This is a genomic window from Oricola nitratireducens, assembly GCF_014904745.1.
Classification (GTDB): Bacteria; Pseudomonadota; Alphaproteobacteria; order Rhizobiales; family Rhizobiaceae; genus Oricola; species Oricola nitratireducens.
In genome coordinates, this window is record NZ_JACZCS010000035.1 from 75,294 (window position 1) to 96,911 (window position 21,618).

Sequence of the window (21,618 nt, forward strand, 5' to 3'; positions counted from 1 at the left end):
CATGGCCGAATTCGTCATGCCGTCGCTCGGCGCGGACATGGAAGCGGGAACGCTCGTCGAATGGCTGAAGAAACCGGGCGAGACGGTCAAGCGCGGCGATATCATCGCGGTTGTCGAAACTCAGAAAGGGGCAATCGAAGTCGAGGGCTTCGACGACGGTGTGCTCGAGACCTACCTTGTCGATCTCGGCACCAGGGTGCCGGTCGGCACGCCGCTTGCCGTGATCCGCAAGGACGGCGAGGAGCCGGCTGCCGCCAAACCCGCGCCGAAACGGGTTGAAGCGCCGGCCGCAGCACCGGAACCGATAAAGCCTGCGGAAGCGGTCGCCGAGAAGCCCGAGCCCGAACCGGCGCCTGCGCCTGCGTCGCCTGCCGCGATCGCGCCGTCCGGACGGTTGAAGATCACGCCGGCCGCGCGAAAGCTGGCCGCGCAGAAGGGGATTGATCCCGCGACGCTGACCGGCACGGGGCCGGAAGGAGCGATCCAGCTAGCCGACGTGGACACCGTTCAGGCGAGGGGCGTCCCGAAGGCCGAGCCGGAAAAACCGGCGACGGGCGGTTTCGACATAAGCGCGATGCGCGAGGCGATTGCCGCGGCCATGGCGCGGTCGAAGCGCGAGATCCCGCATTACTACCTGTCGCACCGTTTGGACCTCACGGCGGCGGAGGCCTTCATAGCCGAACGTAACGCCGGCAAGCCGCCGGAGGAACGCATCCTGATCGCGGCGCTGTATGTGAAAGCAGTCGCCAAGGCGCTGAAGAAATACAAGGAATTCAACGGCCATTACGAAAACGGCGAATTCCAGCCGGGCGATTCCGTCCATATCGGCATGGCGATCAATATCCGCGGCGGCGGGCTGGTCGCGCCGGCGATCCATGATGCCCAGGACCTCGATCTCGATACGGTCATGGAGAAGACACGCGACCTCGTCGCGCGCGTGCGGGCGGGACGATTTCGCGCCAGGGAACTGTCCGACCCGACGATTACCGTTTCCAGCCTCGGCGACCGTGGCGTCGAGGCGCTGTACGGGGTGATCTATCCGCCGCAGGTGGCTATCGTCGGCATCGGCACACCGGTGACGCGGCCTTGGGTCGTGGATGACAAGGTCGTACCGCGTAGCACGGTCACCTTGACGCTTTCCGCCGATCACCGCGTCAGCGACGGCCATCGCGGCGCATTGTTTCTTTCCGCCATCGACAAGAATCTGCAGGAGCCTGAAAAACTATGAGCGACGACGAAATCGAGGCCGCGCTGCGCCTGGAACTGCGCAAGATCGCACCCGACATCGAGATCGAGGATATCGACAGGGAAGGTGATTTGCGCGAAGAGTTCGACATCGACTCGATGGATTTCCTCAATCTCGTCAGCGCGCTGTCGAAGAGCCTGGGCGTGGCCATGCCGGAAGAGGATTATTCCGAAATGGGCTCCTACGACGCGATGCTTGTCTATCTGCGCGCGCATACCGGCTGACTTGACCCGCTTGTCGCGGGTAAGCCTGAACCGAAATGCCCGTCGAAGTCCGAAACGTGACAGCGGGCCATATTTCGGTGATATATGCTGCGCATCGAAGAGGAGGAATTCGATAGCGCCGACATGATTACGCCGACCTATGACTATCTGCTCGTGTTTGCATCGATCCTGGTGTCGCTGATGGCGTCATTCACGGGATTGACGTTGACCAAGGGCATTTCCGCTCTGCCCGAGGGCCGCCGAAAGGTGCAGATCGTCATGGCCTCGCTGGCGCTTGGCGGCGGCATCTGGTCGATGCATTTCGTCGCCATTCTGGCGATGCGCTTTCCTCTGCCGATCGATTATGATGCGCTCTACACGCTCGGTTCGGCGCTGATCGCCATCCTGATGGCGGGCATTGCGCTGCTGACCATGCATTTCGCGCCGAGGACATGGCTGTGCCAGATCATCGCTGGAACGATTCTCGGCAACGGCATCGTCGTGATGCACTATGTTGGCATGTCGGCGATCCGCGGCTGCCTGCCGCTCTACGATCCGACGGGTGTGGCGCTGGCGATCCTGGGCGCCACGATAATGGGAATCGTCGCGATAGGTGTCGCCTACGCCAAGCGCGACACGGCGCATATTCTCGCCAGCACGATCATTTTCGGTTCGTCCGTGGTGGTTGTGCATTTCGTCGCCATCGCGTGGACGTCGTTCCAGCCGACCGGTTCGATCGCCGGTTTCACGCCGCGAATCGAAAATGGCACGCTGGCGCTGATCGTGATGTTCTCCGCTTTCGTGATTTGCGGCACTTTCCTCTTATCCTCGACGAATTACGTTTTCACGCTGTTCCCGGTCGCGCCGGGCAGCGGGGCGCCGGAGCCTGCCTTCGCCGGTTCCGGCGTGGACACACGGAGCTTTTTGGAGGAAGCACCGGCAATTGCGCTGCCGCAAAGCGAGATGCTCCGCATCCCTTATGAGCGCGACAAGCGCACGCATTTCATTCCTGCCGAGCAGGTGATCGCGCTGCGCGCGGAGGGGCACTACACAGTGCTCTACACCCTGCAGGAAAAGCTGTTCTGCCCGTGGTCGATCTCGGAAGCGGAAAAGCGGTTGCCGGTTTCGCTGTTTCTGCGCACGCATCGCAGCTATCTCGTCAACATGCACCAGGTAACCGCTTTCGAACGGCATAAGGACAGTGGCTCCTGTCACTTCGATGGCGCACAGTCGCTGAAATTCGTGCCGGTAAGCCGAGGCAACGTTGCCGGCGTGCGCGAAGCGCTTGGCCTCTAGGCGGCGAAAGCGCTTTTCGCATTTCGTGCGGATAAATCGCATTTCGTGAAATCCGCCGCGCCTGCCGTGTGTTCGCGGTCGCTTGCCGACAGGCGTTTTCTATCTCTGAAGCATGGAAGCGGCCGCCCCGAGCGGCGCTCTCCGCTTTTGGGAGGAACGCATGATACCGAGTAGATTTGACTATCACCGGCCGGATTCCGTCGATGGCGCCGTGGCGCTACTGACGAAATACGGCGACGAGGCGCGCGCGATCGCCGGCGGCCACAGCCTTATTCCGATGATGAAACTGCGGATGGCCGAGGTTCAGCACCTTGTGGACCTGCAGGGCATCGATTCCATGAAGGGTGTGTCGGTTGCCGGCGGAACGGTCACCATCGGCGCGATGATGACACAGCACGAGCTGATCGCAAACGAAGCGCTTGCCAAGGCCGCGCCGATCATCCGCGAGGCTTCGCTGCAGATCGCCGATCCGCAGGTGCGCTATGTCGGTACCATCGGCGGCAATCTCGCCAATGGCGATCCGGGCAACGACATGCCGGGACTGATGCAGTGCCTCGATGCGACCTATGTGCTCGCCGGCCCGGACGGCACGCGCGAGGTCGCCGCCCGCGATTTCTACGAGGCGGCCTATTTCACGGCGCGCAGCGACGACGAGATTCTCGTCTCGGTGCGTTTCACCGCGCCGAAGGGCGGCTACGCCTACGAGAAGCAGAAACGCAAGATCGGCGATTACGCCACCGCGGCTGCGGCGGTGCTGATCGAGAAGGACGGCGCGACTTGCGCGGCGACCTCGATCGCGATGACCAACCTGTCCGACACGCCGGTGTGGTGCGAGGCGGCGGGGGCGGCGCTGGTCGGTTCGAAACTCGACAAGTCGGCGATCGACGCGGCTGTCGCGGCGATGCTGCCGACGATCGATCCGCAGGAGGACAATCGCGGTCCGGTCGAATTCAAGAAACATGTCGCGGGCGTGATGCTGCGCCGGGCCATCGAGCGCGCCGCGTCGCGCGCCTGACCGGGAGGAGAACTTTATGGGCAAGATGCATATCAAGCTGACGGTCAACGGCAAGCAGGAGGAACTGCTGGCCGAACCGCGCGAACTGCTGATCCACGTGCTACGCGAACGCCTCGGTATTACCGGGCCGCATATCGGATGCGAGACCTCGCATTGCGGCGCCTGCACGGTCGACATGGACGGCAAGTCGGTCAAGTCCTGCACGGTCTTCGCGGCGCAGGCCAATGGCGCCAACATCACGACGATCGAAGGGCTGGGCAATCCCGACGGGCTGCATGTGTTGCAGCAGATGTTCAAGGAACATCACGGCCTGCAATGCGGCTTCTGCACGCCGGGCATGATCACGCGGGCCTGGCGCCTGCTGCAGGAAAATCCGAACCCGACCGAAGAGGACGTGCGTTTCGGCATGGCCGGCAATCTGTGCCGCTGCACGGGCTACCAGAACATCGTCAAGGCAATTCTCGCCGCCGCGGCTGAACTGAACGCCGCCAAGGAGGCAGCACAATGAACGAGATGACTCCCCCGAAAGCCGAACGCGCAGAAGCCCTCAAGGGTCTCGGCACGGCACGCAAGCGCGTCGAGGACGCACGTTTCACCCAGGGCAAGGGCAACTATGTAGACGATCTGAAACTGCCGGGCATGCTGTTCGGCGATTTCGTCCGCAGCCCCTATGCCCATGCCCGCGTCAAATCCATCAACGCGGACAAGGCCAAGGCCATTCCCGGCGTCATCGCCGTGCTGACGGCCGATGACCTTCGTCCCCTCAATCTGCACTGGATGCCGACGCTTGCCGGCGACGTCCAGATGGTCCTCGCCGACGGCAAGGTGCTCTTCCAGGGGCAGGAAGTGGCCTTCGTCGTCGCCGAGGACCGCTATATCGCGGCGGATGCCGTCGAGCTGGTCGAGGTCGAATACGAGGAGCTTCCCGTCGTCGTCGATCCGTTCAAGGCGCAGGCAGACGACGCGCCGGTGCTGCGCGAGGACCTCGCCGGCAAGACGGAGGGCGCGCATGGGCCGCGCCGGCACCACAACCACATCTTCACCTGGGAACAGGGCGACAAGGACGCGACCGACGCCGTACTCGGATCGGCCGATGTCGTGGCGGAAGAGATGGTCTATTACCACCGCACCCATCCGTGCCCGCTGGAGACCTGCGGCTGCGTTGCCTCGATGGACAAGGTGAACGGCAAGCTGACCGTCCACGGCACCTTCCAGGCACCGCATGCGGTGCGCACGGTGGCTTCGCTGATCTCGGGGATCGCGGAGCACAATATCCGCATCATCTCGCCGGATATCGGCGGCGGCTTCGGTAACAAGGTCGGTGTCTATCCGGGCTATATTTGCGCCATCGTCGCCTCGATCGTTACCGGCGTGCCGGTCAAGTGGGTCGAGGACCGGATGGATAATCTGATGGCGACGGCGTTCGCCCGCGATTACTGGATGAAGGGCAAGATCGCAGCGACCAAGGACGGCAAGATCACCGGCTTGTGGTGCCATGTGACGGCGGACCACGGTGCTTTCGACGCCTGCGCCGATCCGACCAAGTTCCCGGCCGGCTTCTTCAACATCTGCACCGGCTCCTACGACATTCCGACGGCTTATCTGGCGGTCGACGGGATCTATACCAACAAGGCGCCGGGCGGCGTCGCCTATCGCTGCTCGTTCCGGGTGACGGAGGCGGCCTATTTCATCGAGCGGATGATCGAGGTTCTCGCCATCGAGCTCGGAATGGATGCGGCCGAATTGCGCGCCAAGAACTTCATCAAGAAGGAGCAGTTCCCGTATCAGTCGGCGCTCGGCTGGGAGTATGATTCCGGCGACTACCACACTGCCTGGGACAAGGCGCTCAGCGCGGTCGGTTATACCGAGTTGCGCAAGGAACAGGCCGAGCGGGTCGAAGCGTTCAAGCGCGGCGAGACGCGCAAGCTGCTCGGCATTGGCCTCTGCCACTTCACCGAAATCGTCGGCGCAGGGCCGGTCAAGAATTGCGATATTCTCGGCCTCGGCATGTTCGATAGCTGCGAAATCCGGATCCATCCAACCGGATCGGCGATAGCGCGGCTCGGCACGATCAGCCAGGGGCAGGGGCATGCGACGACATTCGCGCAGATCCTTGCATCGGAGATCGGGATTTCCGCCGACGACATCACCATCGAGGAGGGCGACACCGACACCGCGCCCTATGGACTCGGCACTTACGGCTCGCGTTCGACGCCGGTCGCCGGCGCAGCCACCGCAATGGCCGGCCGGAAAATCCGCGCAAAGGCGCAGATGATCGCGGCCTATCTGCTCGAGGTGCATGACAACGACGTCGAGTGGGACATCGACCGTTTTATGGTCAAGGGCGCGCCCGAGCGCTTCAAGACCATGAAGGAAATCGCGTTCGCGTCCTACAACCAGGCGATCCCCGGTCTCGAGCCGGGTCTGGAGGCGGTCAGCTATTACGACCCGCCGAACATGACCTATCCGTTCGGCGCCTATATCTGCGTCATGGAGATCGACGTCGACACGGGCGAGCACGAAATCCGCCAGTTCTATGCGCTGGACGACTGCGGCACCCGCATCAACCCGATGATCATCGAAGGGCAGGTGCATGGCGGCGCAACCGAGGGTTATGCCATCGCGATGGGCCAGGAGCTCGCTTATGACGACATGGGCAACGTCAAGACCGGTACGCTGATGGATTTCTTCATCCCGACGTCATGGGAAACGCCGCATTACACGACCGACCACACGGTGACGCCCAGCCCGCATCATCCGATCGGCGCGAAGGGCGTGGGCGAAAGCCCGAATGTCGGCTCGGTCCCGGCCTTCTCCAACGCTGTCCATGACGCATTCCGGCCGTTCGGCCTCAAACAGGCCCATATGCCGCACGATCATTGGCGCATCTGGAAGATCGCGCGTGACCTCGGCCTGCACGGCTGAGCGTGATCCGGCCAACGCGCATCCGGGGGCAAGTCCCCGGATGCCTCCGGAGAAGATGATGACCTGGCAATCCTTGCAGGCAGACCTGTCCAGCGCGGGCTATGTCGCGTCCGACGACCTGGCGATGGCGCTTTTCCTGGCGGTGACGCTGGGTAAGCCGCTATTGCTCGAAGGGCCGGCGGGGGTTGGCAAGACGCAGATCGCCAAGACACTCGCCGAATTGCAGGGCGCGAAGCTCATCCGGCTGCAATGCTACGAAGGGCTGGACGCGTCGCACGCCATTTACGAGTGGAACTATCAACGCCAGCTCTTGTCGATCCGGGCGGCGGCGGAAGACCACAAGCCGTCCGACGAGATCGAGGACCATATCTTCTCGGAAAAGTTCCTGCTGCAGAGGCCGCTTCTGGAAGCGATCCGGCAGGAAAAGCCGGCCGTGCTGCTGATCGACGAGATCGACCGGGCCGACGAGGAATTCGAGGCCTATCTCCTGGAAGTCCTGTCCGATTTCCAGATCACTATCCCGGAGATCGGGACGATCGAGGCGAAGACGCGCCCGCACGTCATCCTGACGGCGAACGGCGCGCGCGATCTCTCCGACGCGCTGAGGCGGCGCTGTCTTTACAATTTCGTCGACTATCCCGACCGCCGCACCGAAATGGCGATCCTGGCCAGGCGCTGCCCGGACATCGAGGCCCGGCTCGCCGAGCAAATCGTCGGTTTCGTGCAGGCGCTGCGCAGGGAAGAACTGGAGAAAAAGCCGGGTATCGCCGAGATGCTGGACTGGGCGGCGGCGCTCGCCGGCCTCGGCGTCAACGATCTGGCCGACGACCCCGTGCAGACGCAGGCGACGCTGGTCTGCCTCTTGAAGACCGAACGCGACCGCGCTGCCGTGCCGAAGGAAGTGCAGCAGCGTCTCGCCGGAAAGGCGGCATGAATGCAGGTCACCCGGTTTCCGGAACGCGCGCAGGGACCCGCCGAACGGATGGCGGGCTTCATGGCGCATCTGCGCATGAACGGGATTCCCGCCGGCCTGAACGAGACCGAGACCGCGCTTGCTGCGCTCGGCGCGGTCGACGCCGGCGACATCGGCGAAGTGCGGTCGGCCCTGAAAGCGATCTGCGCCGGCGACGCCGACCAGGAGATGCGCTTCGACGAGTTGTTCGACGCCTATTGGCGCAACCGGGGCCGCAAGCGCGGGGGAGCTTCCGTGACCCATTCGGCGCACAACATGCAGGCAAAGGGCGCCGGCAATTACCGGCTGGCTTCAGGCGCGAGCGACGAGGCGGGCGAAGCCGACACCCCCGATGACGGTACCGAGGGAGAGGCCGGCCGCGCAGGCACCGGGCAGTTGATCGCCTCCAGGGTCAGCACGATCGAAAAGACCGATCTGCGGAAGCTGATGACGCCAGAGGATCTTGAACGGGCGGAACAGGTCGCCGAGCGGATCGCGAAAAGCATCCGCGACCGGCGATCGCGGCGGCGGAAGGCAGCGGCGCGCGGTGCAGTGCTCGACATGCGCAAGATCCTGCGCCGCAGCGTCAATCGCGGTGGCGAACCGATCGACCTTTTCTACAAGACGCGGCCTGACCGGCCGGCGCGGATTGTCGCCCTGCTCGACGTGTCCGGCTCGATGACAGTCTATGCGCGGGTGTTTCTCGCCTTTCTCAAGGGACTGGTGTCGGCGGACCAGGCGACCGACGCCTATCTGTTCCACACGCAACTCGTGCGCATCTCCGACGCGTTGCGCGACTCCGACACGATGCGCGCCGTCAATCGCCTGTCGATCATGGCGCAAGGCTTCGGCGGCGGCACTAGGATCGGCGCCAATTTGAAAATCTTCAACGCGCAATATGCGGCGCAATCGGTCAACGGGCGCAGCGTCGTGATTATCCTGTCCGACGGTTACGATACCGATCCGCCGGAGATGGTCGCCGACGCGCTCGCGCGGCTGAAACGGCGCGGCGCGCGCATCGTCTGGCTCAATCCGCTGAAAGGCTGGGAAGGCTACGAGCCGGTGGCGCGCGGCATGGCGGCCGCGCTGCCCTATCTCGACCATTTCGCCGCTGCCAACACGCTCGATGATCTCGCCGCGCTCGAGCCGTGGCTGAACGGGATCTGATGGAGGCCCCCATGGGACAGAAATCTGACATTCTCAAACAGGCTGCCGAGCTTCGAAACGCCGGCGAAGCCTTCGTCCTAGCAACTGTGGTTCGCACGGTCGCTGCGACGGCGGCGAAGGCGGGCGCCAAGGCGATCATTCGCGCCGACGGCACGATCATGGAGGGCTGGATTGGCGGTGGCTGCGCGCGCGGCGCCGTGCTGAAAGCAGCCAAGGACGCGATCGCCGACGGACAGGCGCGTTTTGTCTCGGTGCAGCCGGAAGACATGCTTGCCGAACACGGCGTATCGGCCGGCACCGAAAAGGAAGGCGTGCGGTTTGCGCGCAACATGTGCCCGAGCAAGGGCACGATGGATGTCTTCATCGAGCCGGTGCTGCCATCGCCGGGGATCGTGATCCTCGGGTCGAGCCCGGTGGCGGTGGCGCTCGCCGACATCGCGCCACGCTTCGGCTACCACGTTACGGTCTGTGCGCCGGGGGATGAGCAGGGGGTGTTTGCCAACGCCGATGCGCGTATCGACGGCTTCATGATCGAGACGGCTGAAACCACTGAAAAATATCTCGTCGTCTCGACGCAGGGTCGCGGTGACGAGGCGGCGCTGAGCGCCGCGCTGTCGGTTCCGTCGGCGCATGTGTCCTTTGTCGGCAGCAAGGCGAAAGCGGCGGCAATCGGAGCCAAGCTGCGTGACAAGGGCGTCGACGCGGACCGGCTCGCCGCTCTCAAGGCGCCGGCCGGCCTCGATATCGGCGCGATCACGCCGGACGAGATCGCATTGTCGATCCTGACCGAAATTGTGCTGGTCCGGCGCAGCCGTCAGCGGCAGGCTGCGGCAGAGGCGGGGACAGGTTCATGACCGACATGGTCCGGCGTCTGCGGGCGTTACTCGTAATCCTTTTCGCGCCTTCGCCCGGCGTCATGCAGACTCCCGAAAACGAAACAGAAAAACTGGCAGTCGAGGCGATGCTGAACGGCCGATCCTGCTGCGGATGAAAGAGGACAATCCATGGAAATGAAAGACGAAATCCGGATCGAAGCTCCGCGGGCGCGCGTCTACGATGCGCTCAACGATCCGGATATCCTGAAGCAAAGCATTCCCGGCTGCGAAGAGCTGATCAAGCATTCCGACACCGAACTGGAAGCGAAGGTGACGCTGAAAATCGGCCCGGTGAAGGCGAAATTCGGCGGCAATGTGACGCTCGACAAGTCTAATGCGCCGGACCGGTTCTCGCTGACCGGGGAGGGCAGCGGCGGGGTTGCCGGGTTCGCCAAGGGCGGAGCCGATGTCGAATTGGAGGAGGACGGCGACGCAACGATCCTGCGCTACACGGCGAAAGCCGATGTCGGCGGCAAGATCGCCCAGCTCGGTAGCCGGCTGATCAGCTCGACGGCGAACCGTCTGGCTGGGCAGTTCTTCAACAAGTTCAAGGAAACGGTCGAAGCGGCTAACTGAGCGCTTCCTTCAGCGGCCTTTCCAGACCGGTTCGCGTTTCTCGGCAAAGGCGCGAAAGCCTTCCAGATTGTCATCGGAATCGTAGAGTTCGTCGACGGTCGGGAACTTGCGCTTGGTGATCCAGTTCATCGCCTCCTGGAAATTCATCGCCTCGGCCTCGCGCGCGACCTCCTTGATCGCGGCGAAGACGAGCGGCGGCCCGCTTTCGAGCAGCCGGGCGATCTTCCAGACGCGGTCGGTCAGGGCATCGTTGTCCGGCAGGATCTCGTTGACGAGGCCCCAGCGGTGGGCTTCCTCGGCGTCCATCCAGCGGCCGGTGAACAGCAGGTCCATGGCGACATGGTAGGGAATGCGCTTCGGCAGTTTGACGGTGGCTGCGTCGGCAAGCGTCCCGGCGCGGATCTCTGGCAGCGCGAAGGAGGACTGCGCCGAGGCAAAGATGAGGTCGCAAGACAATGCGAGTTCGAAACCGCCGCCGACCGCCATGCCGTTGACGCAGGCGATCACCGGCTTGTTCATGCCGCGCAGTTCCTGAATGCCGCCGAAACCGCCGACGCCGTAATCGCCGTCGACGGCGTCACCATTGGCGGCCGCCTTGAGATCCCATCCGGCGGAAAAGAACTTGTCGCCCGCCGTCCGGACGATGGCGACGCGCAGATCGGGATCGTCGCGAAAGGCCTTGAACGTCTCGCCCATCAGGCGCGACGTGGCGAGATCGATGGCGTTCGCCTTCGGGCGGTCGAGTGTCACCTCGAGGATGGCGCCTTCGCGGCGGGTGCGCACGACGTCGTTCATTGCGGGTCCTCCTGTAGCACGATCAGGGCGTCGGCGATTGCCGCCCCCTTGCCGATCTCGCAGACGATCAGCGGATTGATATCCATTTCGACGAGTTTGCCGGCGTTTTCGACCGCAAAGCGGGCGATGGCCTCAATGGCGTCGATGGCGGCTTCGATATCGGCCTTCGGCCGGCCGCGATAACCGTCGAGCAGCGGAAATAGTTTCAGCGCGCGGATCGCTGTTTCGATCTCGTCACGCGTGGCGGGCAACAGCAGGGTGCGACTGTCTTCGAGCAATTCGACGAGGATGCCTCCGCTACCGACCGTCACAATCGGACCGAATAGTGGGTCGCGCGTGACGCCGACGATCAGCTCGGCGACGCCGCCCTCGACCATGCGCTCGACAAAGAGACCGGTTCCGATCGGGGCGAGGGCGTCCGCCGCTTCGCGGACGGATTCGGCGTCGCGAAGACCGAGGCGGACCGCGCCGCGCTCCGACTTGTGGGCAATGCCAAGCGCCTTCAGGGCGACGGGATATCCAAGAGCATCGGCGGCCGCTACGGCTTCGGCGGCGGTGGCGGCGCGGCATCCTTGGGGAACCGGCAGGCCGGAAACTGCCAGCCGCGCCTTGGCCTCGGCTTCGTCGAGTGTGTGCGTCTTGCCGCCTTCTCCCGCTTTAGCGGCGACCGCGGCGGGGAAGGGCCGTTTCCATGCCGCGCCAATGGCAGCGGCGGCCTCGGCCGCATCGAACGCCTCGTCGATGCCCTGCATCGGCGCGATGCCGCGCGCCATGATGTCGGCTGCCCAGTTCTCGGAGAGGTTTTCCGGCAGCGAAGCGAGGATAGCGCCCTTCGCGCCGTTCGCCTTCAATGCCGTCTCGAAGGCGGAGACGGTCGCGCGCCAGTCGGCATCGGAACATCGGTCGGCGCGCGGGAAATCGAGGACAAGGAAATTAAGGTCGAAGCCGCCGGAAACCATGGCCGAGAACGTGGCCGTCATGGCCGGCGCGTCGTTCCAGATGAAGGTGTGATAGTCAAGCGGGTTGGCGACGGCGACCAGCGGTCCGAGCGTTTGCCTGATGGCAGTCCTGTGGTCCGGAAAAAGCGGCCGGAAGGTGACGCGCCGGCCTGCGGCGCTGTCGGCCATGATCGATGCCTCGCCGCCGGAACAACTCATCGAGGCGATGTCTCTGCCGTCGAGCGGGCCGGTGACATGCAGCAGCTTCAGTACTTCCATGAAGGCGGGGATCGAGGCAACGCGGCCGATGCCGAGGCGGGCGAGGAAGGCGTCGGAGGCGGCGTCCGCGCCGGCCAGAGACGCGGTGTGGGAGACGGTCGCGGCGCGCGCCTGTTCGGATTTTCCGAGTTTCATCGCGACGATCGGCTTCTTCAATTCGCGTGCGTGTTTCGCCAAGCGCTCGAAACCGGCGACGCTGTCGAAGCCCTCGATATGCAGGCCGAGGACGGACACCCGCTCGTCCTCGATCAGGCCGATGGCGATCTCGGAGAGACCTGTCTGCGCCTGGTTGCCGGCAGTCACGACATAGGAAAGCGGAAGACCGCGCGCCTGCATCGTCATGTTGATGGCGATGTTGGAGGACTGCGTGACAATGGCCGCGCCGCGCGCGCTTTCGGGGAGACGCATGCCACCATGCTGGTCCGGCCACAACAGGGCGCCGTCGCAATAGTTGATCAGGCCATAGCAGTTCGGACCGAGGATCGGCATGTTTCCGGCGGCGGCGACCAGTTCCTCCTGCAGGCGTTCGCCGTCGGCGTCGTCGGCGCCGGCCTCGCGAAAGCCGGAGGCGAAGCAGACCGCGCCGCCCGCGCCGCGTTCTGAAAGCTCGCGCACGAGGTGAACGGAGGCGTTGCGATTGACGCCGATGAAGACGGCGTCGGGCGCGGAGGGAAGATCGGCTGCGCAGCGGTATGCAGGCAGGCCCTCGATGGTCTCCTTTTCCGGATGAACCGGCCATATTTCGCCGGCAAAGCCCATGCGCTGCGTCTGGCGGATGACCGCCGCGGCCCAGCCGCCGCCGAAGACGGCGACGGATTTCGGCCTGAGCAGGCGTTCCAGCGAGCGCATCAGGCGCCGAGCGGCCGCAGCAGCGCGCGCGAGATGATGTGGCGCTGGATTTCGGACGTTCCCTCCCAGATGCGCTCGATGCGCGCGTCGCGCCAGATGCGCTCAAGCGGCAGTTCGTCCATCAGGCCCATGCCGCCATGGATCTGGATCGCCTCGTCGGCGACCATGGCGAGCATCTCGGTCGCCTTGAGTTTCGCCATCGCCATGTCGGCGTCGGTGACGGTTCCCTGGTCGACCTTCCAGCCGGCTTCGAGGATCATCAGTTCGGCGGCCTTCATCTCGACGGCCATGTCGGCGAGCTTGAAGGAGACGCCCTGGAATTTGCCGATCGGCTGGCCGAACTGCTGGCGGCCGGCGGCATAATCGACGGCGTGGGCAAAGGCGCGTTCGGCGCGGCCGAGGCATGTCGCGCCGACCTGCAGGCGGGTCGCGCCGAGCCAGTCGTTGGCGACCTCGAAGCCCTTGTGCACTTCGCCGAGCACGGCGCTTGCGGGCAGGCGGCAATTGTCGAATTCGAGGATCGCGTTGGTGTAGCCGCGATGCGAGACGTTGCGGTAGCCGTCGCGCACGGCAAAGCCCGGGTGGCCCTTGTCGACGAAGAAGGCGGTGATGAGCTTCTTCTTGCCGCGCGGCGTATCTTCCTCGCCGGTCGCCATGAAGGTGATGGTGAAATCAGCGATGTCGGCGTGGCTGATGAAGTGCTTGGTACCGTTGAGCACCCAATCGTCGCCGTCTTTTTTCGCGGTCGCCTTCATGCCGCGGAGGTCGGAGCCTGCGCCGGGCTCGGTCATTGCGAGGCAGTCCCATTTCTCGCCACGCACGCAGGGCAGGAGATATTTCTCGCGCTGTTCGGGCGTGCCGGCGCACAGGATGTTGGAGGGGCGCGCGACACAGGTCCAGTGTAACGCGTAATTGGCGCGCCCGAGTTCCTTCTCGTAGAGTAGCCATGTCGGCGTATCGAGACCGGCGCCGCCGAACTCTTCCGGAATATTGGCGGCATAGAGGCCGGCTTCGATGGCCTTTTTCTGCAATTCGCGAACGAGGTCCATGTCGAGATGTCCCGTCCGCTCGATTTCCGCCTCGTGCGGATAGAGTTCGTTCTCGACGAAGGCGCGCGTGGTCTGCGCGATGAGTGTCTGTTCCTCGGATAGGCCGAAATCCATGACTGTTACCTCATGCTTTCCGGTTGTGGCAGCTTGGCCTGCGCCTCGCCGAGCGCATCGATTTTCGCCAGGACATGCGGCGCCGGATCGCAGGAGCGCCGCGTTTCCAGGCTGACATGGATCAGGAGCTGGTTGCAGGTCGCGAGCAGTTCGCCGTCGGCGCGCAGCATCTCGTGATACATGCGCAGCTTCTTGCCTTTCGCCTCCAGCACCTGCGTGCGAACGCGGATCTCGTCGCCGGCCACGGATTCCGCGAGATAGCGGATGTGGTTGTCGACGGTGAAGTAGGACATGCCGCCGTCGATATATTCCGCGTCCGCGCCGACCATTGCCATCACGACATCGCCGGCGTCGGAGAAGACCTGGCCGTAGCGGCTTTCGTTCATGTGGCCGTTATAGTCGGTCCAGTCGATCGGAATGACGCGATGCAGCGTCTGCAGCGGTTGCGTGATGTCGGAGGGCAGGGGCGGCTTGATCCGCTCGTCATGATCCGCGAGGAGCGCGCCGGCGCCCCAGTTCCGCGCCTTCAGGGCGCGCATCATCGAGACGAGGTTGTCGTCGCGAATGCGTTCGAGCTCGCGGATCGAGTGCATGCCCGACTGGGCGTCCGACTGGCCGGCGATGGTGTCGATCAGCTCGTCGGTCAGTTCGGGCACGTCCATCAGCTTGGTCCACGGCCATTCGAGGCAAGGACCGAACTGGGCGATGAAGTGTTTCATGCCGGCTTCGCCGCCGGCGATCCGATAGGTCTCGAACAGGCCCATCTGCGCCCAGCGCAGGCCGAAACCGAAGCGGATCGCGTCGTCGATCTCTTCCGTGGTCGCGATGCCGTCCTTCACCAGCCACAGAGCCTCGCGCCAGACCGCCTCGAGAAACCGGTCGGCGATATGGGCGTCGATCTCCTTGCGGACGATCAGCGGCTTCATGCCCATAGCGTCGAGAACGGCCTTCGCGCGCTCGACAGTATCCGGCGCTCCGACAAGCTCGACCAGCGGCAGGAGATAGACCGGGTTGAAGGGGTGCGCGACGAAGATCTGGTTGGGCTTCTTCACGCACTGCTGCAGTTCTGAAGGCTTGAAGCCGGAGGTCGAGGAGCCGATCAACGCATCCGGCGGGCAATGTTCCTGGATTTCGGCGAAGACCTTGTGCTTGAGGTCGAGCCGCTCGGGCACGCTTTCCTGAATCCAGCCGGCATCCTGCACGGCGTCCTTGATCGAGGACGCAAAGTGCAGGTTTCCTTCCTGCGGGACCGTGCAGTCCGACAGGGCGGGCAGCGAGCGGCGCGCATTGGCGAGCACTTCGCCGATCTTGCGCTCGGCGTCGGGATCGGGATCGGAGATGACGACATCCCAGCCGTTGAGCAGGAAGCGGGCTGCCCAACCGCCGCCGATCACGCCGCCGCCGATGATGGCCGCTTTTTTTCTGGTCGTCATTTCCCTGTCCTTTCCGCCGCGCGCTCAGGATCGACAAGCGGCACGCGCTCGCCGGCGCGGATCACCGCCGGGTCATAAGCCTTGCGAGCGAAGACCTCGTCGACCATGCCGCGAAAGAACGCGATGCTCTCGTGGTCGTAATGCGGGTCGAAGCTCGACTGGTCCCAGCGTTCGCAGAACTCGGCGCAATCTTCGAAATAAGGGTGGCCGCGGAATTTTTCGCGCACGTTGCGGTCGCCGCCGAGATGGTGGGCATAGTAAAGGCGCTGGAAATCGCCGTGTTTTTCGATCACCCAGGTGCATTGCTCGCGTACGTAGGGACGGAGGATCGCGGCCGCGTATTCATCGTGGTTGTAGGGCGCATAGATGTCGCCGATGTCGTGCAGCAGGGCGGAGACCACCCAGTCAATGTCGGCGCCGTCGCGCCATGCCCGTGTCGCGCTCTGCAACGAATGGCCGAGCCGGGTGACCTGATAGCCGGACAGGCTTTCATCGAGTGCGACGAGCGCCTGCAGCAGGCGTTCGCCCGTCTTCGCGGCATAGTCGATCTCGTGGGCAGTGAGGAATTCGTAGTCCTCCCTGTCGCCGTCCTTCATGGCGGTGAATTTGACTTTTTCCATTCTCGCCTCCCTCCGAACTCGCGGGAATTATTTCGGCGCCCGCTTCACGAGCCCGAGCTTTTCGCGCACCTCGGCGGGGCCGAGCACGCGCGCGCCCATGTTTTCCACGATCGTCACGGCGCGATCGACCAGTTGCGCGTTGGTCGCAAGCACACCCTTGTCGAGCCATAGATTGTCCTCGAGCCCGACGCGGACATTACCGCCGGCCAGAACCGCCGCGGCGACATAGGCCATCTGGTGGCGGCCAAGCGAGAAGGCCGACCATGTCCAGTTTGAAGGCACGTTGTTGACCATCGCCATGAAGGTGTTGAGGTCGTTCGGCGCCCCCCAGGGCACGCCCATGCAGAGCTGCACCAGCGCGTCGTCCTTCAGAATGCCTTCCGACACGAGTTGCTTGGCGAACCACAAATGACCTGTATCGAACGCCTCGATTTCCGGCTTGACGCCAAGCTCGGTCATCATCGCGCCCATGGCGCGCAGCATGCCGGGCGTGTTGGTCATCACGTAATCGGCCTCGGCAAAATTCATCGTGCCGCAGTCGAGCGTGCAGATTTCCGGCAGGCATTCGGCGACATGGGCGACACGCTCGGCAGCGCCTGCCATGTCCGTACCTCGCTGTTTCAGGGGCAGGGGGCTTTCTGTCGGGCCGAACACCATGTCGCCGCCCATGCCGGCAGTCAGGTTGAGAACAACGTCGACATCGGCGTCGCGGATGCGTTCGGTCACTTCGCGGTAGAGCGCGATGTCGCGGCGCGGCGCGCCGGTTTCGGGATCGCGCACATGGCAGTGGACGATGGCCGCACCGGCCTTGGCCGCTTCGATGGCGCTGTCGGCAATTTCGCGCGGCGACCGCGGGACCCGGGGACTGCGGTCCTGGGTGCCGCCCGAGCCGGTTATGGCGCAGGTGATGAAGACTTCGCGGTTCATGGTGAGCGGCATTGCGGGCCTCCCTGTTCGTTCCCGCCCGCATGGTGCCCGGCTTGCCGAAAACTGCTTTTCATTTTACGAAAATAAAATGACAGAATACGAACTGCTTTCGGTTCCCGCGGCCGGTGACGCGCCAGTCAAGGTCGACATTCTGGTGTTGCCGGGGTCGTCGATGATGACGCTTGCCTGCGCCGGTGACCCGCTGCGCGCCGCCAACCGGGTCTGCGGGCGGACGGTTTTTGCGTGGCGCTTTCTGTCGCTCGACGACGACGATCCGCTGACTTCGGCCGGGACGCCGTGGCCGGTGTCGGGCCGTATCGATCCCGGCGAAAAACGGAATGTGCTGGCCGTCGTCGCGGGGTTCCGGGCGTTCGAAATGCGCGACCGGCGCATGCTTTCGCGGATCGTGCGGGCATCCCAGAATGCCGAGCTGACGATAGGGATCGAATCCGGCGCATGGCTGATCGCCCGGGCGGGGCTGCTCGACGGCCGGCGCGCGACGACCCACTGGGAGGATTTCGAGGAATTCGCCACCGCGTTTCCCGCAATCGACCTGCGCCCCGACCGTGCCGTCGCTGACGGGCGTTTCATCACGACGGCCGGGGCGTCGCCGACATTCGACATGATGATCGACCTGATCCGCCGATGCGCCGGGATGGCGGCGGCGCTCGATGTCGCGAGCGCCTTCGTCTACGAGGCCTCGCGTGGCGCAAGCGACGCGCAGGCGCCGGTATCGTTCGGGCCGGCGGGCAACCACGATCCGCGCGTCATGCAGGCGATCCGCGCGATGGAACTCTGCATCGAAAAGCCGGTGACGATCGCCGCGATCGCGCGGCGCGTTTCCATTTCGCCGCGCGGGCTGGAACAATTGTTCCGCAAGGAAATCGGCCAGACGCCGGGCGCCTATTTCCTGTCGCTCAGGATCAATGCGGCGCGGCGGCTGGTGCTCGATACGCGGCTTCCGATGACCGAGATCGCGTCGCGCACCGGTTTTTCCTCGGTCGCGGCGTTTTCGCGCGCTTTCAGGCGGTCCTACGGCATCTCGCCGATGCGGAAACGCGCCGAGCGGGAGCCGGCCTGAGGACGTTGTGCCCGGCGGCGGCGGATCAGAATGCATTCCGTTTCTGGAATGTGTGTTTGACATTGCCTTCCATGTAGGAAAATCTCGGGTAGCCACGCGAATACCCGCGCGTGCGTTGCAGGGAGGCAGACATGAAGCTTCGGGTCATCGATTTCGGCGTGGTTTCCGCACTGCGCAGCCAGGCCGTCTATCACGGCCTCGCCGAAACCATCACCGAGAGCAGCGACCCGGTTCTGTCGCTCGTATCCCCGGAAGAACCCTATGTGTGCGTCGGCATGCACCAGGAGATCGCCCGGGAAGTGGACGAGGCGTTCTGCACGTCGCGGAACCTGCCGATCTACCGGCGCCACGTTGGCGGCGGCGCTGTCTATCTCGACCGCAACCAGCTGTTCACGCACTTCATCTATCCGCGCAAGAAGGCGCCGGAATTCGCGATGAATCTCTATCCGATGTTCATCGAGCCGGTGGTGCGCACCTACAAGCAGCTCGGCGTCAACGCCAATTACCGGCCGGTCAACGATATCCAGGTGAACGGCCGCAAGATCGGCGGCACCGGGGCGGCGAGCATCGGCGAGGCGACCGTCATGGTCGGCAGTTTCATGTTCGATTTCGACACCGAGACGATGGCGCGCTGCCTCAAGGTGCCGAGCGAGAAGTTCCGCGACAAGCTGCGCCAGACGCTGGACGACTACATGACGACGATGGTCAAGGAACTCGCCGAACTGCCGGACCGGGCGCGGCTGAAGAAACTGTTCCTGTCCAATTGCGGCGACGTTCTCGGCGTCGATCCGGTCGAGACGGAGCCGACGGCGGAGGAATGGGCGGCGATCGAACAGGCGGAGAAGGACCTGACCGATCCCGCATGGACCAATCTCCAGGGCCGCAAGCTCGTCGAACTCGGCGTGAAAATCTCGGAAGGCCGGCATCTCACCGAAAGCATGCACAAGGCGCCGGGCGGCCTGATCCGGGTGCATTTGCTCGGTCTCGACGGAAAAGTCAGCGAGTTGATGATCTCGGGCGACTTCACCTGTCTTCCGCCCGAAGGCGCAGACACGTTGGCGGCCGATTTGCACGGCGTCGACCTGTCAGAGGAAGCCCTTGCGGCGGCCGCGGACGCGGCGATGAAAACACATCAGATCGAAATGCCGGGCATCACCGGCGCAGACATCGCGACCGCCATCATGGCCGCTGCACATGCGCCGGCCTGATCGCGCGGCGGGGAGAAGTATTTCACGATGAAAACCGTTTGCGTCATCCAGCATACGGAGGCCGAATATCTCGGCCTGATGGAAGATCATTTCGAGGGGCGCAACATCCGCTTTCTCTATAGCCGGCCATTTGCGGCGGGCGGCACGATACCGTCGGAAACGATCGGCTTCGACGGGTTGATGCTGCTCGGCGGCGGGCCATATGGCATGGTCAGCGGCCATCTCCTGCCGAGCATGGGCCCCGAGTTGCGCCTGGTGAAGGCATTCCTCGATGCCGGCCTGCCGGTGATCGGGATCGAACTCGGTGCCCTCATCCTCGCGGCCGCGAGCGGCGGCGGCGCCGATGACGCACCGCTGCGATTCGACGTAACGACCGCGAAAGCCGCCGCTCCGGGTCTGCTCGGCGGTCATATGCCTGCCACATTTCCGCTCGCGCTCTATCTGCGCGACCGTCCGGTCCTGCCCGCCGATGCGGAAATTTTGGCGGCGGACGAGGCGGGTGAACCGCTGGTCTTTTCGGTGCGCGGAAATTGCCTCGGCTTCGTCGGGCATCCCGGCATGAAGCGCGGAATGGCCGAGGATCTGATCATGGAGTTCGCGGAAACGCCTGACAACACTGTCGAATCTCTGGAGGCGCTGGGCGCCGTGCAGGGCGAGGTCGCGGATGTGCTGAGCGAGCTCATGGTCGGCATCAGCCTGCATACCGGGCTGATGTAAATCGGGATTACACAGTCGCTTGCCGTAAAGTCGGAAAAGCGGATTTCCTGTTTGCATATTCCATTTTTGACATGTATTGTTTTCCAATTGCGATACGGGTGCCAACCGGACCGGGAGAATCCGACCCGTCGCACAATATGGGAGAGAGCATTGGCGGATAAACTCATTATCGTCATGGTGAATACCGATCCGAGCAATGGTGAAGAGCTCGGAGCGCCGTTTTTTCAGGCGACCGTGGCGGCTGCCATGGATTATGAAGTCGACGTGATCTGCACGGCGACTGCCGGCAAGCTGATGAAAAAGGGCGTGGCCGAAAAACTGGTCGTAAAGCCCGGCTCGCCTAAGACCGTTTACGATTTCATCAAGGACGCGCATGACGCGGGGGCGAAGTTCTATTGCTGCTCGCCCAATCTCGACCTGTTCGACATGACCGAAGAAGACCTCATTCCCGAATGCGAGGGGATCGTCGGCGGCGCGAAGGTCATCGAGGAAATCATGGAAAACGATGACGCCAAGGTGCTGACCTACTAGGCAAACGCACCGGGGGCATCGGTATCTGGAGGAGAAATTGACCGCCCACGCCCAGATCAGTGATCCGGTTTCCGAGGCACCTGTGGTGTCGCGTGAGGATCTCGAGGAAATCTTCGACGATATTCGCAGCCACGCGGTCTATGACCACGAAATTCATGGCTGCCTGAATTGCGGGATCTGCACCGCAACCTGCCCGTCGGCGCATTACTACGACTATTCGCCGCGCGAGATCGTCCAGCTTCTGTGGACCGAGAATCTCGAGGGTATCTACGACGCGATGCAGGAAAAGATCTGGGCCTGCGCCCAGTGCTACACCTGCGCGGCGCGCTGCCCGTTCGAAAATTCACCGGGCGGGCTGGTCATGATCATGCGCGAGGTTGCGATCAAGCACGGGATGGAGTCGGCCAAGGAAGTGCTGCGGCCGTTCTCGCGCGTTCTGCTCAAGGTGATCTCGACGGGCAATCAGCTCGCGCCGAACATGATCACCAAGGAAGCCTTCCCCGACTGGGGGCCGAATGTCAGCCGCATCGACGCGCCGCTGAACATCCTGCGCAAGGCGATCCCGATGCCGACGATGCACACGCTCGACACCGCTTGGGAGGTCAATCTGAAGACCTCCGTCGAACTTTACACCATCTGGGAAGCCACGGGCGTTCTCGATCAGCTGGAGACGGTCGACGAGAACCTGTTCGATGTCGTTTCCGACGTGATGGATGAGAAGCGTGAGGAATGGGAAGAGTGGCTCGAGGACAACGAGGACGAGGATGACGACGACTGAGGCGGGATGTTCCCGCTGCATCATCGACACCGAAGGAGGAAGTC

Annotated in this window: 21 protein-coding genes; 15 read left to right on the top strand and 6 right to left on the bottom strand. The window is 63.7% G+C overall.

Annotation, left to right across the window (positions count from 1 at the left end; translation table 11 throughout):
• The first annotated feature begins 1 nt into the window (after position 1).
• From IG169_RS17020 to IG169_RS17065, 10 genes are all read left to right on the top strand, one after another.
• A complete protein-coding gene (locus tag IG169_RS17020) occupies positions 2 to 1,228 on the top strand; it encodes a dihydrolipoamide acetyltransferase family protein (RefSeq protein ID WP_193177431.1) in 1,227 nt (408 codons plus the stop codon).
• On the top strand, positions 1,225 to 1,470 hold the full coding sequence (locus IG169_RS17025) for an acyl carrier protein (RefSeq protein WP_193177432.1): 246 nt from the start codon (positions 1,225 to 1,227) through the stop codon (positions 1,468 to 1,470). Before IG169_RS17020 ends, IG169_RS17025 begins: the two co-directional genes overlap by 4 nt.
• Positions 1,471 to 1,554: 84 nt before the next feature.
• Complete coding sequence (locus IG169_RS17030; protein ID WP_210326080.1) at positions 1,555 to 2,745, top strand: MHYT domain-containing protein; 1,191 nt, start codon at positions 1,555 to 1,557, stop codon at positions 2,743 to 2,745.
• 160 nt (positions 2,746 to 2,905) lie between these two features.
• The gene (locus IG169_RS17035; RefSeq protein ID WP_193177433.1) at positions 2,906 to 3,760 is read left to right on the top strand and encodes an FAD binding domain-containing protein; all 855 of its coding nucleotides are present in this window, start codon (positions 2,906 to 2,908) and stop codon (positions 3,758 to 3,760) included.
• Between the two features lie 16 nt (positions 3,761 to 3,776).
• A complete protein-coding gene (locus tag IG169_RS17040; RefSeq protein ID WP_193177434.1) occupies positions 3,777 to 4,268 on the top strand; it encodes a (2Fe-2S)-binding protein in 492 nt (163 codons plus the stop codon).
• The gene (locus tag IG169_RS17045; RefSeq protein WP_193177435.1) at positions 4,265 to 6,685 is read left to right on the top strand and encodes an aerobic carbon-monoxide dehydrogenase large subunit; all 2,421 of its coding nucleotides are present in this window, start codon (positions 4,265 to 4,267) and stop codon (positions 6,683 to 6,685) included. The genes IG169_RS17040 and IG169_RS17045 overlap by 4 nt, the downstream gene beginning before the upstream one ends.
• 55 nt (positions 6,686 to 6,740) lie before the next feature.
• The gene (locus IG169_RS17050) at positions 6,741 to 7,619 is read left to right on the top strand and encodes an AAA family ATPase (RefSeq protein WP_428982259.1); all 879 of its coding nucleotides are present in this window, start codon (positions 6,741 to 6,743) and stop codon (positions 7,617 to 7,619) included.
• Positions 7,620 to 8,804, top strand: coding sequence for a vWA domain-containing protein (locus tag IG169_RS17055; RefSeq protein WP_193177437.1), 1,185 nt, complete (start codon positions 7,620 to 7,622; stop codon positions 8,802 to 8,804).
• Between the two features lie 11 nt (positions 8,805 to 8,815).
• Positions 8,816 to 9,658 (top strand): XdhC family protein, encoded by an 843-nt coding sequence (locus tag IG169_RS17060; protein WP_193177438.1) that lies wholly within the window; start codon positions 8,816 to 8,818, stop codon positions 9,656 to 9,658.
• Positions 9,659 to 9,808: 150 nt separating this feature from the next.
• Complete coding sequence (locus tag IG169_RS17065; protein ID WP_193177439.1) at positions 9,809 to 10,255, top strand: SRPBCC family protein; 447 nt, start codon at positions 9,809 to 9,811, stop codon at positions 10,253 to 10,255.
• A 9-nt stretch (positions 10,256 to 10,264) separates the two neighbouring features.
• On the opposite strand, the gene IG169_RS17070 is transcribed toward IG169_RS17065, so the two are convergent.
• From IG169_RS17070 to bcoG, 6 genes are read right to left on the bottom strand one after another with little or no spacing between them, the layout of a single operon-like run.
• Entirely contained in the window at positions 10,265 to 11,050 is a 786-nt protein-coding gene (locus IG169_RS17070) for a carnitinyl-CoA dehydratase (protein WP_193177440.1), read from the bottom strand.
• Positions 11,047 to 13,116 (bottom strand): acetate--CoA ligase family protein, encoded by a 2,070-nt coding sequence (locus IG169_RS17075; RefSeq protein WP_193177441.1) that lies wholly within the window; start codon positions 13,114 to 13,116, stop codon positions 11,047 to 11,049. Before IG169_RS17075 ends, IG169_RS17070 begins: the two co-directional genes overlap by 4 nt.
• Positions 13,116 to 14,279, bottom strand: a complete 1,164-nt coding sequence (locus IG169_RS17080; RefSeq protein ID WP_193177442.1) for an acyl-CoA dehydrogenase family protein — start codon at positions 14,277 to 14,279, stop codon at positions 13,116 to 13,118. Before IG169_RS17080 ends, IG169_RS17075 begins: the two co-directional genes overlap by 1 nt.
• Positions 14,280 to 14,284: 5 nt before the next feature.
• A complete protein-coding gene (locus IG169_RS17085) occupies positions 14,285 to 15,712 on the bottom strand; it encodes a carnitine 3-dehydrogenase (RefSeq protein ID WP_193177443.1) in 1,428 nt (475 codons plus the stop codon).
• Positions 15,709 to 16,332: an HD domain-containing protein gene (locus tag IG169_RS17090; RefSeq protein ID WP_193177444.1), complete on the bottom strand. Its 624-nt coding sequence runs from the start codon at positions 16,330 to 16,332 to the stop codon at positions 15,709 to 15,711. Before IG169_RS17090 ends, IG169_RS17085 begins: the two co-directional genes overlap by 4 nt.
• A gap of 27 nt (positions 16,333 to 16,359) precedes the next feature.
• On the bottom strand, positions 16,360 to 17,271 hold the full coding sequence (gene bcoG, locus IG169_RS17095) for a 3-dehydrocarnitine:acetyl-CoA trimethylamine transferase BcoG (RefSeq protein ID WP_193177445.1): 912 nt from the start codon (positions 17,269 to 17,271) through the stop codon (positions 16,360 to 16,362).
• A 76-nt stretch (positions 17,272 to 17,347) separates the two neighbouring features.
• Here bcoG and IG169_RS17100 point away from each other — a divergent pair, with 76 nt between their 5' ends.
• The 5 genes from IG169_RS17100 (at position 17,348) to IG169_RS17120 (ending at position 21,574) form a co-directional block, all read left to right on the top strand.
• Positions 17,348 to 18,340 carry a GlxA family transcriptional regulator gene (locus IG169_RS17100; protein WP_193177446.1) on the top strand — a complete coding sequence of 331 codons (993 nt, stop codon included), beginning with the start codon at positions 17,348 to 17,350 and terminating at the stop codon, positions 18,338 to 18,340.
• A 131-nt stretch (positions 18,341 to 18,471) separates the two neighbouring features.
• Positions 18,472 to 19,548: a lipoate--protein ligase family protein gene (locus tag IG169_RS17105; RefSeq protein ID WP_193177447.1), complete on the top strand. Its 1,077-nt coding sequence runs from the start codon at positions 18,472 to 18,474 to the stop codon at positions 19,546 to 19,548.
• 27 nt (positions 19,549 to 19,575) lie between these two features.
• Complete coding sequence (locus IG169_RS17110; protein ID WP_193177448.1) at positions 19,576 to 20,265, top strand: type 1 glutamine amidotransferase family protein; 690 nt, start codon at positions 19,576 to 19,578, stop codon at positions 20,263 to 20,265.
• Between the two features lie 150 nt (positions 20,266 to 20,415).
• Positions 20,416 to 20,796, top strand: a complete 381-nt coding sequence (locus IG169_RS17115) for a DsrE family protein (protein WP_193177449.1) — start codon at positions 20,416 to 20,418, stop codon at positions 20,794 to 20,796.
• A 37-nt stretch (positions 20,797 to 20,833) separates the two neighbouring features.
• A complete protein-coding gene (locus IG169_RS17120; RefSeq protein WP_246717429.1) occupies positions 20,834 to 21,574 on the top strand; it encodes a 4Fe-4S dicluster domain-containing protein in 741 nt (246 codons plus the stop codon).
• The last annotated feature ends 44 nt before the right edge of the window (positions 21,575 to 21,618 follow it).